The 16,356-nt window shown below is 60.8% G+C and carries 15 protein-coding genes; 7 read left to right on the plus strand and 8 right to left on the minus strand.

The features are described 5' to 3' along the window. Positions 1 to 196: hypothetical protein (locus WNB94_RS00005; RefSeq protein ID WP_341387520.1), on the plus strand; the 196-nt coding region annotated here is incomplete at its 5' end. 11 nt (positions 197 to 207) lie between these two features. Beyond that, positions 208 to 498 carry a CopK family periplasmic copper-binding protein gene (locus WNB94_RS00010; RefSeq protein ID WP_137839884.1) on the plus strand — a complete coding sequence of 97 codons (291 nt, stop codon included), beginning with the start codon at positions 208 to 210 and terminating at the stop codon, positions 496 to 498. Between the two features lie 34 nt (positions 499 to 532). Here WNB94_RS00010 and cueR read toward each other — a convergent pair whose 3' ends face one another. Next, the gene (gene cueR, locus WNB94_RS00015; protein ID WP_125244136.1) at positions 533 to 979 is read right to left on the minus strand and encodes a Cu(I)-responsive transcriptional regulator; all 447 of its coding nucleotides are present in this window, start codon (positions 977 to 979) and stop codon (positions 533 to 535) included. An 8-nt stretch (positions 980 to 987) separates the two neighbouring features. Beyond that, positions 988 to 3,447, minus strand: coding sequence for a heavy metal translocating P-type ATPase (locus tag WNB94_RS00020; RefSeq protein WP_341387524.1), 2,460 nt, complete (start codon positions 3,445 to 3,447; stop codon positions 988 to 990). A gap of 177 nt (positions 3,448 to 3,624) precedes the next feature. Here WNB94_RS00020 and WNB94_RS00025 point away from each other — a divergent pair, with 177 nt between their 5' ends. After that, positions 3,625 to 3,879 (plus strand): heavy-metal-associated domain-containing protein, encoded by a 255-nt coding sequence (locus WNB94_RS00025; protein WP_125244032.1) that lies wholly within the window; start codon positions 3,625 to 3,627, stop codon positions 3,877 to 3,879. A gap of 14 nt (positions 3,880 to 3,893) precedes the next feature. Here the strand turns inward: WNB94_RS00025 and WNB94_RS00030 are convergent, their stop codons facing one another. The 6 genes from WNB94_RS00030 to WNB94_RS00055 form a co-directional block, all read right to left on the minus strand. Further along, the gene (locus WNB94_RS00030; RefSeq protein WP_341387525.1) at positions 3,894 to 7,055 is read right to left on the minus strand and encodes an efflux RND transporter permease subunit; all 3,162 of its coding nucleotides are present in this window, start codon (positions 7,053 to 7,055) and stop codon (positions 3,894 to 3,896) included. Next, the gene (locus WNB94_RS00035; protein WP_341387527.1) at positions 7,052 to 8,722 is read right to left on the minus strand and encodes an efflux RND transporter periplasmic adaptor subunit; all 1,671 of its coding nucleotides are present in this window, start codon (positions 8,720 to 8,722) and stop codon (positions 7,052 to 7,054) included. The genes WNB94_RS00030 and WNB94_RS00035 overlap by 4 nt, the downstream gene beginning before the upstream one ends. A gap of 13 nt (positions 8,723 to 8,735) precedes the next feature. Beyond that, positions 8,736 to 10,100 (minus strand): TolC family protein, encoded by a 1,365-nt coding sequence (locus WNB94_RS00040; protein WP_341387528.1) that lies wholly within the window; start codon positions 10,098 to 10,100, stop codon positions 8,736 to 8,738. Between the two features lie 137 nt (positions 10,101 to 10,237). Next, the gene (locus WNB94_RS00045) at positions 10,238 to 10,654 is read right to left on the minus strand and encodes a hypothetical protein (RefSeq protein WP_230179408.1); all 417 of its coding nucleotides are present in this window, start codon (positions 10,652 to 10,654) and stop codon (positions 10,238 to 10,240) included. Continuing rightward, complete coding sequence (locus tag WNB94_RS00050; protein WP_304795207.1) at positions 10,651 to 11,082, minus strand: MerR family transcriptional regulator; 432 nt, start codon at positions 11,080 to 11,082, stop codon at positions 10,651 to 10,653. Before WNB94_RS00050 ends, WNB94_RS00045 begins: the two co-directional genes overlap by 4 nt. Positions 11,083 to 11,186: 104 nt before the next feature. After that, positions 11,187 to 11,567 carry a YkvA family protein gene (locus WNB94_RS00055; protein ID WP_125244135.1) on the minus strand — a complete coding sequence of 127 codons (381 nt, stop codon included), beginning with the start codon at positions 11,565 to 11,567 and terminating at the stop codon, positions 11,187 to 11,189. 91 nt (positions 11,568 to 11,658) lie between these two features. Between WNB94_RS00055 and WNB94_RS00060 the strand changes: the two genes are divergently transcribed. The 4 genes from WNB94_RS00060 (at position 11,659) to phnD (ending at position 16,344) form a co-directional block, all read left to right on the plus strand. Continuing rightward, a complete protein-coding gene (locus tag WNB94_RS00060) occupies positions 11,659 to 12,954 on the plus strand; it encodes a recombination directionality factor (protein ID WP_341387531.1) in 1,296 nt (431 codons plus the stop codon). A gap of 117 nt (positions 12,955 to 13,071) precedes the next feature. Then, a complete protein-coding gene (locus WNB94_RS00065) occupies positions 13,072 to 14,229 on the plus strand; it encodes a metallophosphoesterase family protein (protein ID WP_341387532.1) in 1,158 nt (385 codons plus the stop codon). A 433-nt stretch (positions 14,230 to 14,662) separates the two neighbouring features. After that, positions 14,663 to 15,481, plus strand: coding sequence for a phosphonate ABC transporter ATP-binding protein (gene phnC, locus WNB94_RS00070; protein WP_020200553.1), 819 nt, complete (start codon positions 14,663 to 14,665; stop codon positions 15,479 to 15,481). A gap of 2 nt (positions 15,482 to 15,483) precedes the next feature. Then, positions 15,484 to 16,344, plus strand: coding sequence for a phosphate/phosphite/phosphonate ABC transporter substrate-binding protein (phnD, locus tag WNB94_RS00075; protein ID WP_004629229.1), 861 nt, complete (start codon positions 15,484 to 15,486; stop codon positions 16,342 to 16,344). Positions 16,345 to 16,356: the final 12 nt, after the last annotated feature.

Below are 16,356 nucleotides of genomic sequence, written 5' to 3' on the forward strand. Positions count from 1 at the left end.
TCTTCTTGGTCGACAGGTTCAATCCCAGGCTGACTTGCTTCATGTCCTTGCGCCACGTATCAACTTGACGACATCATCATGCAAGACTCGCGCCTTGACGGCGGGTTTTGCAGACCTTCCTAAGGTGGCAGCGGTTAAATTGCATGTCGTGGCCTTATATATTTTATTCGAAGGCCACATTTTTGCCAATTTCTAAGAGGAAACACCATGAAAAATTCTACCTCGTTGATCACGCTTGTCGCCTTGATTGGATTTGTCGGGTCTGCTTATGCTGGTGATGCGGCTAAAAATCAGGCCGCTGCTACGCATCAACTGAAAGATGGTGGCACGCTTTACATTTTCAAGGATGGAAAAATGGCGAAGGAAAGTAAGTATGGAAAAGCCGTTTACATGAAAAAAGGTGAAACGTTAGAAACCGTCGACGGGAAGAAGATAGTTGCGAGCAGCAACGAGGTGGCAAGGCTTGGCAACCTGATCAGCGAAGGACACCTGGATTGATTGGATGATGCGCTGCTTGCCCACATCGTCCAGGTCAACTTTGCCGACCTGACCGCAGCCCGCTCCGCGCGGGCTTCGTTTCGCTTTGGGCATGTGGGGTTGCCAGGATATCGAGGATCGGGCAGTCCGGTCTGTCATCACCATGGCAGCAATGAACGAGGTGTTCGAGGGTGGCCTTCATGGCAAGCAATTCCTGGAGCTTCTGATTTAACTCCTGCAGATGGGCCTGGGCCAGCGCCTTCACTTGGCGGCTTGGGCGTCGACGGTCTTGCCATAGTCCCAGCAGTTCGCGGATCTGATCCAGCGAGAACCCGAGGTCTCTGGCTTGCCGAATGAAGCGCAAGGTGCCGACCTCCTTGTCGGTGTACTGGCGGTAACCTGCATCGGTTCGCAAAGCGCCGGGGAAGAGCCCCACGCTTTCATAGTGCCGGATCATCTTGGCCGACACGCCAGAGGCCTTGGCTGCTTCTCCGATGTTCATGTGTTCGCTCATGCAGCGGCTCCTTGTGAATTGACGGTGGCAGGCTTGGTGTGCTGTGGCAACTCGTTTTCCATCGCACCCCGCCAACGGCGCAGCAAGAGCGCATTGGCGATGACGCTGAGGCTGCTGAGCGCCATGGCGGCACCCGCGATGACGGGGTTGAGCATGCCCAGTGCCGCCAGTGGGATGCCCAGGACGTTATAGGCAAAGGCCCAGAACAGCCCCTGCTTGATCTTGGTATAGGTTCGCCGCGACACATCCAGGGCGTCGGCCACCAGCCTGGGGTCGCCGCGCATCAGCGTGACGCCTGCGGTCTCGGTTGCCACGTCAGCACCTCCGGCCATCGCAAAACCGCAAGATGCTGCAGCCAGGGCAGGGCCATCGTTCAGGCCATCACCCACGAAGGCCACGACCTCACCGCTGGCGCGCAAGGCTTGCACGATGGCCGCTTTGTCGCTGGGCAGCACCTCCGCTCGCACATCGAGAATACCCAGGGCCTGCGCGACCGCATCAGCGCTGCCCTGGTTGTCGCCGGTCAGCATGAGGGTTTTGATGCCCAGTTGGTGCAGGTTTCTCACCGCTGCAGTTGCCGTGGGCTTGACGGTGTCTCCGAAGGCCATCAGCCCCAACAGTTCAAAGCCGCCTGCGTTTTGCTGCACAAGCCATGACAAGGTCCGTCCTTGCCGCTCCAACACATCGGCTTGCGTGCCGAGCGCACCTGCATCCACCCCCAGTTCATTCAAAAGTCTGGTGTTGCCCAGCATCAACTTGGCTCCCCTCACCATGCCCTCGACGCCCCGGCCCGCCAGTGCCTTGGCATCTCGCACAGAGGGGATGGTGAGGCTGGCGTCGCGGGCGTGGGTGGTGACTGCCAGTGCCAGCGGATGGCTGCTTGCTTGTTGCAACGCTGCGGCCAGAGCGACCACTTCGTCAATGCCTGACCCTTCGGCAGGGACAACGGCTACCAGCGTCGGCTTGCCTTCCGTCAGTGTGCCTGTTTTGTCGAACGCCACGACGGTCACCGAATGCGCGATCTCCAATGCCTGAGCATCCTTGATGAGGATGCCTCGGCGTGCGGCGGCACCTGTTCCGACCATGATCGCCGTGGGTGTGGCCAGGCCCAATGCACATGGGCAGGCGATCACCAGCACGGCCACGGCGTTGATCAAGGCATGCTCCCAGTCTCCGTTGATGCCAAGCCAAGCCAGAAAGGTGAGTAGCGCGACCCCCAACACCACGGGAACGAACACGGCGCTGACACGGTCCACGATGCGCTGGATGGGTGCCTTGCCCGCCTGGGCCGACTCGATCAGCCGGATGATGCGTGCCAGGGTTGTTTCGGCACCGACGGCCTGCGTCTTGACAATCAACATGCCCTCGGCGTTGATGGCCCCGCCGGTCACCTGATCACCCACTTGTTTGGCGACAGGCAGGCTTTCGCCTGTGATGAGCGATTCATCCACATGGCTGCGCCCCTCAATGATTTCGCCATCAACGGGCACGCGGTCACCCGGGCGTATGCTCACCAGGTCACCGACCCTCACGTCGGCCACGGGCATTTCGACGTCAACGCCATCGCGTCGAACCAGTGCCGTGCTCGGCCGCAAGGCGTTGAGAGAGCGAATCGCGTCCGTGGTCTGCCGCTTTGCGCGATCTTCCAACCACTTGCCCAGGAGAACGAGCGTGATCACTGCAGCCGAGGCTTCGAAATAGAGGTGCGGCATGCCGTGCTGTGAATGCCGCATCAGAAGGTAGACGGACAGGCCGAAGGCTGCGGACGTGCCAAGCGCAACCAGCAGGTCCATGTTGCCGGCCTTGGCCTTGACGGCCCGCCATCCTGCCCGGTAGAAGCGCCAGCCCAGCCAGAATTGCACCGGCGTGGCCAGTGCGAGTTGCAGCCAGCCATTGAGCATCCAGTCGATCCCCACCAACTGCAGCACCATGGGCAATACCAGTGGCAAGGTTAAAACAGAAGCGATCGCCACGGGCCCCCATGTCGGCAGGGTGTTGGGCTTTGCGGGCTCGGCTTCCTGCTTCAATTGAGTCACATAGCCTGCCTTGGTGACGGCTGCCACGAGAGATGCGGGTGGGATCGTGGAGAGTGCACGCACGGCGGCCTGTTCGGTTGCCAGGTTGACGGAGGCCAACAAGACGCCGGGAACCTTGAGCAAGGCTTTTTCCACCCGGGTGACGCAAGAGGCGCAGGTCATGCCCTCGACATGGAGGGCCACATCGGTGGTCTTCAGGTCGTAGCCGGCCTCGCGGACGGCTGCGCTGAGTACCTCAAGGTTCACAGATGGGTCCGCTTGGACCGAGGCCACTTCGGTGGCCAAATTGACGTTGGCGCTTTGCACACCAGCCGTTGCCTTGAGCGATTTTTCTACCCTGGACACACAAGAAGCGCAAGTCATCCCCGAGATGGGGATGTCGATTCGGAATGTGACCAGCGGCTTTTGCGGGGAGATCATGGTGTGCCCGTATAGGTGGTTGATGTTTGTCGTGGATCCTCAAGCTTCCCATCGTGGGAATGTAAAGCCGTGTGGCAATTACATGCGTTAACTGCGGGGTTATTGAAAACAGGTGCTTGACCTTCCTGCTGTAGGAAGCTTGAAAGTGAATCCACCCCAAACCAATCGGAGTTTCTGATGATCACTTTTGAAGTCAAGGACATGACTTGCGGCCATTGCGTCAGCACCATCACCAAGGCGGTGCGGGCCGTCGATAAAGAGGCCACCGTACGGATCGAGTTGCAGTCGCACCAAGTCCAGATCGAACCCACAGAGGCGGATGCAGATGAACTTCGCGACGCAATCCAGGAGGCTGGCTACACCCCTGTGGTGGTGACAAATGGGCCGCTCAAACCCGAGAAGGCCAGTCGAGGTGGCTGTTGTTGTGGGTGATGGCGTGACAGCCTTCAGGCATGTTTCATGTGAGGCGCTTGCGTGGCGCGCCTTGCCTTTTTGCTGCGGCGAATCAGCAGGTACGCAGCCGGAATCACGAACATCGACAGCAGTGGCGCCGTGATCATGCCCCCGACCATGGGTGCAGCAATGCGCTGCATGACCTCGGAGCCCGTGCCTGCACCCCACATGATCGGCAGCAAGCCCGCGAGGATCACTGCCACCGTCATGGCCTTGGGGCGCACGCGCAGCACGGCACCGTCACGGATGGCGTCCAGCAGGTCATCGACACTGACCTGGCCCTTGTCGATGCGCTCACCCCAAGCCTGCTTGAGGTAGAGCAGCATGATCACGCCGAACTCGGCGGACACGCCAGCCAATGCAATGAACCCGACTGCCCCGGCCACCGACAGGTTGTAACCCAACAGGTAGAGCAACCAGATGCCCCCCACCAGGGCAAAGGGCAGCGTGGCCATGATCAGCAAGGCTTCGTCAAACGCGCCGAATGTCAGGTACAGCAACACGAAGATGATCAGCAGCGTGAACGGCACCACCACCTTGAGCTTGGCCGTGGCCCGCTCCAGGAACTCGAACTGGCCTGACCAGGACACCGAGTAGCCAGGCGGCAGTTTGACCTTGGCCGCGACAGCCTTTTGCATGTCCTGCACCGCTGATCGCAGATCCCGCCCCCGGATGTCCACATACACCCAGCCTGACAGGCGGGCGTTCTCGCTGCGCAGCATGGGCGGGCCATCGGTCACGCGGATGTCGGCCACATCGGACAAGACCAGGCGCTGTCCACGCTCGTTGACGATAGGCAAAGTGCGTAATTTCTCCAGCGAATCGCGTGTCTCGCGTGGGTAGCGCAGGTTGATCGGGAAGCGCTGCAAACCTTCCACCGTCTCGCCGATGTTCTCGCCGCCCACTGCCGAGCTGATGACCGACTGCACATCGGCGATGTTCATGCCAAAGCGCGCGGCGGCATCGCGGCGGATGTTGACGTCCACATACCGGCCACCTGTCAGGCGTTCGGCCAAGGCGCTGCTGACACCGGGCACATCCTTGAGCGCCCGCTCGATCTCACCCGTGAGTCGGTCGATGGTGGCCAGGTCGGTGCCCGCCACCTTCACGCCCACGGGGCTCTTGATGCCGGTGGCCAGCATGTCGATGCGGTTGCGGATGGGGGGCACCCAAATGTTGGCCAGGCCGGGCACTTTGACAATGCGGTCCAGCTCTTCAACCAGCCTGTCTTGCGTCATGCCCGGGCGCCATTGGTCTTTGGGTTTGAACTGGATGGTGGTCTCGAACATCTCCATGGGCGCCGGGTCGGTCGCGGTTTCGGCCCGACCTGCCTTGCCATACACACTGGCCACCTCGGGCACGGTTTTGATCAAACGGTCGGTCTGTTGAAGCAGCTCGGCGGCCTTGCCTGCGGACAAGCCCGGCAGGGCCGTGGGCATGTAGAGCAGGTCGCCCTCGTCCAGTTTGGGCATGAACTCGCCGCCAATGTGCTGCAAGGGCCACAAGCTGAGCAACAGCAACACGGTGGCCACCGCCAGCGTGCGCTTGGGGCCTTGCAAGACCGCATTGAGCAGCGGGCGGTAGATGGCAATCAGGAGTCGGTTGAGCGGGTTGCTCTGCTCGCTGGGGATGCGGCCACGGATCAGGTAGCCCATCAGCACGGGGATCAGCGTGACCGACAAGCCCGCTGCCGCCGCCATGGCATAGGTTTTGGTGAAGGCCAGCGGCGAGAACAGCCGCCCCTCTTGCGCCTCCAGCGTGAACACTGGCACAAAAGACAGCGTGATGATCAACAGTGAGAAAAACAGCGCGGGCCCGACCTCGGCCGCCGAATCGCCGATGACCTTCCAGCGCTCGGCACCTTCCAGCGATTGATCGGGGTGGGCTTGCTCCCAGTGTTCCAAGTGCTTGTGTGCGTTCTCGATCATCACCACGGCTGCATCCACCATGGCGCCGATGGCAATGGCGATGCCTCCCAGCGACATGATGTTGGCGTTCACCCCTTGGTAGTGCATGACGATGAAAGCCGCCAGGATGCCCAGGGGCAGCGAGATGATGGCCACCAGGGCCGAGCGCAGGTGAAACAAAAAGACAAAGCACACCACGGCCACCACGGCGAACTCTTCGAGCAGCTTGTGCGAAAGGTTCTCCACCGCACGCTCGATGAGGGTGGATCGGTCGTACACAGGCACGATCTCCACCCCTTTGGGCAAGCTGGCTTGCAGGGTCTTGAGCTTGGCCTTGACCGCAGCAATCGTCTCCAATGCGTTCTTGCCTGAGCGCATCACGATCACGCCGCCAGCGGCTTCTCCCTCACCGTCCAGCTCACCGATGCCCCGGCGCATTTCCGGCCCCATCTGGATGCGGGCCACATCCCCCAGGCGCACCGACACGCCTGCGTCGGTGGTCATCAAGGGCACTTGCCGGAAATCGTCCAGCGATTGCAAGTAGCCCGAGGCGCGCACCATGTACTCGGCCTCGCCCAACTCCAGCACCGAGCCGCCCGCTTCCTGGTTGGCCTTCTGGATGGCCTCGACCACCTGGGTGTGCGCGATGCCGTAGGTGGCCAGTTTGTCGGGGTCCAGCACCACTTGGTACTGGCGCACCATGCCGCCCACCGAGGCGACTTCCGCCACATTCGGCACTGTCTTGAGTTCGTACTTCAAGAACCAGTCCTGCAAGGCGCGCAACTGGCCCGCATCCTGGGTGCCACCACGGTCCACCAGGGCGTATTGGTAAATCCAGCCCACGCCCGTGGCGTCGGGCCCCAGCGACGCCTTGGCGCTGGCGGGCAAGCGCGACTGAACCTGGTTCAGGTACTCCAGCACACGCGAGCGGGCCCAGTACAGATCGGTGCCGTCCTCGAACAGCACGTAGACATAAGAGTCGCCGAAGAAGGAGTACCCCCGCACCGTCTTGGCACCAGGCACCGACAACATGGTCGTGGTCAGCGGGTAGGTGACCTGATTCTCCACAATGCGCGGCGCCTGGCCCGGGTAGGTCGTGCGGATGATGACTTGCACATCAGACAGGTCGGGCAAGGCGTCCAGCGGCGTTCTCGCGACCGAATATACCCCCCATGCACTGAGCATCAAGGTGGCCAGCAGCACCAGGAAGCGGTTGGTGATGGACCAACGGATCAAGCGGGCGATCATGGCTTGCTCCCTTGCTTGGCTGGGCCATGGGTGTGATGGGGCGCCTCGGACGCAGGCTGGGGCTTAGGTGCCAGGTGCGACAGTCGGGTCAACTGCGGCATGCCATCGGCATCCATGTAGAACTCAAAGCTCACCGGGTCCCCCACTTCCAGATGGCGGGGCAGTCCGCCCTTGAGCGGCACCTTGAAATCCATCGTCATGGCGCCCCACTTGAGTGAGGCAATCGGCCCGTGCGACAAGGTGATGGCCTCGCCTGTCAGGGCTTCCACCTTGCCCTGACCTTCGTGTCTGGGTGCGGTGTTGTCCACGGTCGGTGCCGGTGCGCCATTGAGCCGCGCCTCAACACCCTTGAGGCTGGCTTCCGAATCGATGAGGAACTGCGATGACACCACCACACGCTGGCCCACATCCAGGCCGCGCTTGACCTCGGTTTGCCCATCGCTCTCGATGCCCGCCTCGATCTCGACCGGGCGGAACCGACCTTTGTCCTCGGCCAGCATCACCACAGTGCGTTTACCCGTCTGGATGACTGCCTCGGTGGGGATCAGCAAGGACTTCTCGGCACGCATGTCCATGAACTGCATGGCCACGCTCATGCCCGGCACCAGGCGCATGCCTGGGTTGTTCAACTGCACCCGTGCCTTGAGGGTGCGGGTGCCAGGGTTGACCTCCGGCACCAGTGCCTGAACCGTGCCTTCAAAGGTGGTGCCAGGCACAGCCGGGCTGCGGGCCAGCACCTTGGTTCCTTCGCGCAGTTGCGCGACTTGACTCTCTGGCACTTCGGCGTTGGCCCAAACCGTGGACACGCCGTTGATGCGCAACAAGGTGGCCCCCGGCATCACGGACATGCCTTCACGCACCATCAACTCGCTGAGCACGCCGCCGATGGGCGCCACCAGGGTGATGCGCGGCTGGGTCTTGCCGGTTTGCTCGACGCGCTTGATCTGATCCTCGCTCATGCCCACCTGACGCATGCGCTGGCGAGCGCCATCCACCAAGCTGCCCAGGTCGGCACCCCGCATGCGGCGAACAGACAAGAACTCTTCTTGCGCGGCCACCCAATCAGGCACATAGAGATCGGCCAGGGGCTGACCTTGTTTGACCGCATCCAGCGTGGCGCGCACATGCAGCCGCTCCACAAACCCGGCGGCCCGTGCTTGCATGACAACCTGGTCGCGTTCGTTGTAAGCGATGCTGCCCACGGCAGAGACCTGGGGCGACAGCACCCCTTCTGTGACCTCTGCAGTGCGTACACCCAGGTTCTGCTGGATGCGCGGGCTGACGGTGACCTTGCCCTGGTCACCATCGCTGTCTGCGTAGACGGGCACCAGCATCATGTCCATGAAAGGCGACTTCGCGGGCTTGTCGAACTTGTTGCCCGGCACCATGGGGTCGTGGTAGTACAAGACCTTCTTGCCGGTGACCGGGTCCATGTCGCCAGCCTTGAGGCCATCGGCGATGTGTCGCCGGGTGGCGTCTTCACCCTCGGCCACGCTTTGCGGCAGGGCTTGGGTGGCGTTTGCTTCTGTGGCAGGCTGAGCGGGGCGCAGTTCAGCATCGGCATTCATGCCCATGCCTCTTTGCATGCCCAATGCGTACAGGCCATATGCAGCGGCACTCAGTGCTGTGGCGGCAATCATGGCGATCACCAGATTTTTGAGTTTCATGTGAGGCTCCGTGTCAGTGGTCAAGAACGGGTATGGCCGCGTCGTGTTCCACCGGGATCAGGTAGTTGAGCTGCGCCCAGATGCGAGCGGTGTCCATGTCGAGTCGCAGCCGGTCCATTTGGGTGTCCAAGGCCATGCGGCGAGCCTCCAGCACGGAGGCCAGCGTGCCGCTGCCGCCTCGGTAGGCGGTCAAGGCGGCCTGTGTTCGCTCGGCAGCCAGCGGGATCAAGGCGCTGTCGTAGCGGCGCAGGCGATCCCGGCTGCTCTGCCAGGTTTGGAGCATCACCGTGACCTGGGCAAGGTGCTCCCGTGTGGCCTCTTCGCGCTGGGCGCGCATTTGCTCCACGGTGGCCAACCTGGCAGCCAGGTCCCGGTCCTGACGGCTCTTTTGATCCCATTGCAAGGGAACGGAGACATTGACAGAGGCCATCTTGGAATAGCCGGGCCCACGTTGACTGAGCATCAGCTCCACACCCCAGTCGGCTTGTTTGTTGGCTCGGGCCAGGTCTGCGTCGGCCTGGGCCATCTCTTCCTGCCGGATCAGGACGGTGATGTCAGGGTGCGCGGTCAGGGTGCTTTCCAGATCGTTCAGGTGCGAGGGAACATGGCGGGTGTCGGGCGCATCGCCCAGGGGCGTGTCGGCTGCACGACCTGTCCACCGGCGCAGCGCGGTCTGCGCTGTGCTCACTTCACGCATGGCCTGGTCGATGCGGTCATCCACCTGAGCAAGCGCTGCGCGGGCAGCGTGCACTTCAGTTTGCGATCCTCTGCCCCCTCGATAGGCGACCTCAGTCGCCTCCACTTGCAGGCGGATTTCATCGCGCTGGGCCTTGACCAGGGCCAGCATGCGTTCCTGGTAGTAGAGATCCAGCCAGGCCATGGCCGTGTCACGTTGCAATTGAGCCAGCGCCTGGGCCCGGCTGGCCTCGCTGGCCTGGGCTTCCCGCTCAAAGCGCATGGACCGTGCAAGGCGTTTGTCTTGACGGGTGAACTCCTGCATGAGGCCCACCGAGCGCATGGTCATGAAATCGCGGGTGACACTGAAGCGATCAGGTCCGCTGATGGGCAGGTTGTTGATGCCCAGTTTGAGGACGGGATCGGGCTGCTGTGCGGCCGAAACCGCCATGTCGCGGGCAGCCGCCGTGGCGTGGTTCTGGGCCACCAGTTGTTGTGAGCGCGCCTGGGAAAGCCTGAGAGCCTGTTCAAACGTCAGGACATCCCCGGCATGGGCGTGGAAGGATGCGAGGCTGAGGGCCACCAGAACGGCGACACCTTGGAAGCACGTGCGAATGCGCGTGAGCATGCGCATGCAAATGGGATGGCCGAGATCGACCAGTTGCATGCCCCTGCGCGGCAGGAGCGAAGAATGGGTAAACATGACACCTCCGAATGAAGCCAATGGCGTGGGCGTGTGCAGGACTTGGCAGAACGCCACGCGCCTGCATTGGCCAGCAACCTGCGCGACCAGGCGCTGAAGCGGCCGTCAGGCCTTTCAGCGCCGCGTCACTCGGCGTGTCAAATTCGGAAGCAGCAGTGCAGTATGGACAGCGGTGGTGGCGCCGCGTGAAGGCGGCTGTCCGCAGTCGGCGCTAGGCCATCCGGCCTTGACGCATCCACCGTCAGGGCGACGGTGTACAGCGCGATCAACAGCGCCGCAGGCACGGTAGGCGCCTGGGTGTGATCGCTTTGTTGGGTGGGGTGGCAATGCTCGGCGCACAGGCCAGGGTTGGCTTGGTCCAGGTGCCTTCCCATGCCTTCGCCCATCTGCTCGCAATCCACCATGGCGCCCATCGCGGTGATGGCGTCGGCTGTGGCATTGCCGGAGACCATGTTGCTGGGGCAAGCGTAGGCTGCCACGCTCATCTGCGCAAACAAGATCACGCCGACCATCAGTCGGCAAATCCAATGCTTGAGCGCGCGAGGCATGGTCATGCGGCCACCTGCTCTGCGGGTCGGGGGGCGTGATCGACCAGGGCCGCGATGATGGGGCAGTGATCTCCCTTGGCTGACTTCTGGCAACAAGTGACCAAGCCTTCAAGGGCAACGGCCATGGCTTCCAGTTGGGTGGCTCGCTGGCGGATGTCCAGCACACGTTGCTGGGTGATCTCGCGAACGCGCAGCTGATCGGTCTCAGCGCTCAGAGACACCAGCGAGGCCACATCGTCAAGGGAAAAGCCCAGCTCTTGCGCGCGCTTGATGAAACGCAGGCGCCGCACGTCACCCTCGTCGTACTGCCGAAAGCCATTGCCTTCACGGGCAGGCTCACGCAACAACCCGCGACGCTGGTAAAAGCGCACCGCTTCCACGCCGACCCCTGCGGTGTCAGCGAGCTTGCGAACGGTGAAGGCGTGCGTGGGCATGAGAGGCAGTTGCGCCGTAAGTCTGTACAAGTGAACGAAGTTTAGGCAGGCCTACCCCATGTGTCAAGTTTGCCTGGCGGGCGTTGCCTTGACCTGCGATATGGCTAAAGCCATATCCAGAGTGCTGTACAGACCCCAATCCAGATAAGCACGATCAGAACCGCACCAAAACGGCTGCTTGGTTTGGATCCCTGCACTTTCAGCCAGTTGTCAGCCTGTTCGCGGCAGATGACCAAAACCTCAGCGGGCAAGAGCCGAATGGTCAGCCAGATGAGACAAGGCAGCAGCAACACATCATCCACGTAACCGAGCACCGGGATGAAGTCCGGGATCAAATCGATAGGACTGAGTGCATAGGCCACGACGAAAAGACCGATGGCTTTCGCATACCACGGCGTTGCCGGGTGTTTGCCAGCGAACCAGAGCGTTACACCGTCTCGCTTGATCCGCCTTGCCCAGCCTCTGAGCTTGCCGCTGATGTTCATGCTATCGAGAATGCCACATACGCGCTCGGGCTTGACGTCGCATGAAGTCGCGAGAGCATGAACCATCGCATGTTCATGAAGGAGCGCCACCATGGTAAAAACCACTGTCACCGTCCAGGGCGGTTCGGCGGCCCTGCCGACCCTGCTCGGGCAAGGCCCCGCCCGCATCCCCACAGGCGGCAAGATCCGCGCAGGCATCAAGGTGCTCACCCGCAAGGCGGCGGAGCAACCCCAGGCTCAACGCCTCTACGACGAGGGCGTTGAAGCCGGCCAGTCCTTCGATCAGATCGAACGCGCCATCGTGGGTGCGATGCCGCAACTCAAGTCACCGCTGATCCCGCGCAACGTGCCCTGGTTTACCGTGCGGGCACAAGACTTCCCCAATCCCGAGACACCGAAGCAGATCCTGCAAGCCTATGGCGAGGACCGTGGTGAAGGCCTTCACCTCTATCGCTTCCCCATCGTCTTTCCGGCTGACCAGTGGCAGACCGTGATGCCGCATGAACTCGCGGCCTGGGGGGCGCAGGACAAGCGCTACTGGTCGCAGTATTCGGCTGATGGCCGTGTGCGCCACTGCATGTGCCATGCACCTGTGCCCATGGACAACACGGGCCGGCGCTCTATCCGCATCTTCGGTGGGCGCAAGACGGTTCTGCGCGAAGACAACGGCGGCATTTGCGAGCCCGAGTCCTGCGCTGACTACCAGCAGCGGCGCTGCAACCTGACCGGGCGGTTCCTGTTCTTCATCCCGGGTATCCGCTCCATCAGTGCGTTCGAGTTGCCTACAAACAGCTTCTACGCGATGAACGCGGCCATCCAGAAGTTCGAAACCATCGGCTTTCTGCGTGGCGGTCGTATCTCTGGCTTTCTGGATCGGCAACGCACCCCGTTTTACCTGACCAAGCGCTTGATGGAGGTTGCCCACATCGACGAGACGGGCCTGCCCACCCGTGTGCCGCAATGGATCATCGAATTGGAAGCGCCTGTGGATGTGACCGCCTTGTTGCGTGACAGGGAGGACGAAGACACGGCCATTGTTCAAGCGCAACTGGCCACTCAGGTCCTGGATGGGGCCCCAACGTGGGAGGGTGCTGGTGCCGATGTGGATGCCGATGTGGATGCCGTTGTGGCGTCGGTGATCGCTGAGGCACCCAAGGACGCCCCGGTGCATGACGGGGATCTCACCTTGGAACACCTCCTGGCGCGTGCCCAAGCCTATGGCATTGCTGCGGACCAATACCAGGCCTACGCCGACCGACGGTGGGGCCGAGGGTGGCGGCTTAACCCGCATGGTCGTCGCCGTGCTTGGGATGAACTGGATCGCTATCGCAACGACCCGCAGGGCTACCTCGACAAGATCGAGAGCGAACTGCACCGGGTGACATGAAGGAGATACGGCATGGTTCGCATTGCTCATTTTTCTGACCTTCACTACGGCCCCAAGAACCTGATCGAGGCCGACCGCTGTTTCGGGGCAGCCATCGACATGGCCATGGCCTCAGGTGTGCAGGCTGCAGTGCTGTCTGGGGATTCAACCGATCACGCCCTGGACCTGCATTCGCCCGCTGCCGAACGCCTGGTGGCGCAGGTGCGTCGCCTGGCTGACCATTGTCCGGTGCTGATGCTGCAAGGCACGTTCTCTCATGAGCCACCGGGCACCCTGTCCATCTTCAAATCCTTGGGCGGGCGTTACCCTGTCCATGTGGTCGACCAGATTGGACAAGTGGCGCTCATGCCGAACGGCTGCTGGCAGGTTTCTTCAAGCTGGCGTTTCGATGTGCTGCCAGATGGGCTCATGGCCCTGTTCAGTTGCGTGCCCACGGTCAACAAGGCTGCTGTGGCGGCGACGGTGGGGGCGGGGGCTGCTGCCGAGGCAGTGGGCGAGCACCTGGCCGTCTTGCTGGCCGGGTTTGCCGAGAGCCACCGACGCGCACAGACCTTGGCGGTGCCGTCCATCGGCGTATCGCATGGCACCGTCTTTGGCTGCATGAGCGAGCACGGCGTTCCCATGGCCGGATTCGACCACGAGTTCACCACGGGCGCATTGTTTGCTGCCGAGGCCCAGGCTTTCATGCTGGGGCACATCCACCGACATCAGGCATGGGACTGTGAGGCGCGGCATGGGCAGCAGCGCATCGCCTATGCGGGCTCCATCGGGCGCTTCCACTATGGGGAGGATGGCGACAAGGGCTGGCTGCTGTGGGAGGTGGATACCTCGTCAGCGGTCTGCACGCTGCAGCCGACACCTGCTCGGCGAACGGTTGACATTGTGTTTGACGGCAAGCCAGACCTCGACACCTTGCGGGATGCGGTGGCGCAACAGGACGTTGCCGGGGCGTTCGTGCGTGTCCGGTGGACGGTGGCGGACGAAGATCGCCATGAGGTCAATCGCCAGGCCATTCAGGAGGCGTTGGGTGCGGCAGCTGAAGTCAAGTTAGAAGGGCGCATTGTGCCGGTTGTGCGGACCAGAGCGGCGGGCATTTCGCAGTTGGACAGTTTGGAACAGAAAGTCACGGCTTGGGCGCAGGCAACGGGTGTTCAGCATGCGGGGCTGCTGAGATGCCTTGGTGAATTGGTGTGTTCACAGCCCGATGAAATCGCTGGCAGAATTTTGGAAGCGAAATGCCTAAGTTGCGGTGATGGTGGCATCAAGGGCGTATGAGCCGCGAATGGTGTCTAGCGATGACGTTCTGCTGTGTCGATCTACCGTTCCGCAGTCATACACGTGCAGGGTGGATGAGGGGTGCCATCGACCAACGCGGATCTGCCATGAGCAGTCGTTGTGCCCACGCACCTGAGCGGCAGGCCAAGGCTGGGAGCTGCCGCTTACCACTCGTCGACCTCATTGCGATGCAAGCGCTGGGTCAGATGCCCATCAGCGGTCATTCACAAGGGCCAGCTATCGACCCATAGCAGACGTCTATATTTGGCATAGATAGCACAACTTATTTCCCTCACAGGCACCCGCGACCATGCCACAAAAATGACATCAACGAGTCATCAGGGTGTCATATCACGACATTACCATCGCTGCAATTCAGATTCGTAATCAGGTCATCATTTTTGATTACGAATTCAAATCTGCCGGAGGTGTCATGATCGAACTACAGAATGTCTCAGTCAGTTATGGTGATGCGATTGCACTGTATCCCACCACTCTCAAACTCCATCAGGGACAGTTCACCGTATTGCTCGGATCTTCCGGCGCTGGAAAATCCACGCTACTTCGCTGTATTAATTCGCTGCATGCGTCGCAGCGCGGCACCACCATTGTCGCCGGCTTAGGAAATTTGGCGAACTCGCGTGCATTGCGCATGCATCGCCGACAGACTGGCATGGTGTTTCAACAGCATCAATTGATTGGCCGACTGACGGCTTTGCAAAACGTTTCGATGGGCCGAATGGGCTACCACACGGCATTACGCAGTCTATTCCCCCTCCCGGCGAAGGATCAATCCATATGCTTGCAAAGTCTGGACCGAGTCGGCTTATTGCACAAAGCCTTAAGCCGTGTCGACGCATTGAGCGGCGGCCAGCAGCAACGCATCGGTATTGCCCGGGCTCTGGCTCAGCAACCTAAACTGGTGTTGGCTGATGAACCGGTAGCCAGCCTCGATCCTGCTACTGCAGAGCGAGTGCTAAGTCTGCTGCACCGCATTTGTAAAGAGGACGGGATTTCGGCGGTCGTCAGCCTGCATCAGGTAGACCTCGCTCAACGTTATGCCGACCGTATTATTGGCCTGTCCCATGGCCGAGTCATTTTTGATGCCGCCCCGCAGACTTTGGATCAAGCCAGTTACGACACGCTGTATGAACAAGTACCCCGTTCTTCTTTGAGCGTTCCACAAGACGCTCGAGAGGAACGGCTTATCGATACTTCATTTCCCATGCAACTTGCTACCGTAAAGGATTGATTATGAAAAAACTCGCATCCGCATTAATGTCTGTCTTGCTTGCCGCCGTCTGCAGCATTGGCCATGCATCATCCAATCCCGATCCAGAAACGCTCAAAGTTGCGCTGCTGCCGGACGAAAACGCATCGACCGTAATTAAAAACAACAAGCCGCTCGAAATCTATCTGGAAAAAGAGCTGGGAAAGAAAATTGAGCTGGTGGTTACCACTGATTACTCGTCAATGATCGAAGCCATGCGTCACGGCCGTATCGACATGGCATATTTTGGCCCCTTGTCGTATGTGCTGGCTAAGCAAAAGAGCGACATCGAGCCATTCGCAGCGATGAAGCAAAAGGGTAGCACTACCTACCAGTCCGTATTGATCGCCAATACTGGCGCCGGCATCGCCAAAATCAGTGATATCGTCAACAAGAATGTCGCTTACGGTGATAAGGCATCCACCTCCAGCCATTTGATTCCGAAGTCGATATTGGCGGAAAACGGTTTGAAAGCCGGCGAAAACTATCGCGAACACTTTGCCGGTGCGCATGACGCGGTGGCCATGGCCGTGCAAAACGGTCACGCGCAGGCTGGCGGCTTGAGTAAGCCGATTTTTGAATCCCTGGTTCAGCGCGGACTGGTCGATCCCAACAAAGTAAAAGTTCTTGCCGAATCGAAGCCATATCCGCAATACCCGTGGACCATGCGCAGCAATCTGAAGCCGGAACTGAAGGAAAAGATCCGTGCAGCCTTCTTGAATCTCAAAGATCCGGAAGTCCTGAAACCTTTCAAAGCCGATGGTTTCGGCCCGATCAGCGACAAAGACTATGACGTGGTGCGCAGCCTTGGCACACTGCTCAAGCTCGATCTGTCGAAGTTCTAAGTGAGCGACAGC

The organism is Aquabacterium sp. A3 (genome assembly GCF_038069945.1).
Classification (GTDB): domain Bacteria; phylum Pseudomonadota; class Gammaproteobacteria; order Burkholderiales; family Burkholderiaceae_C; genus Aquabacterium.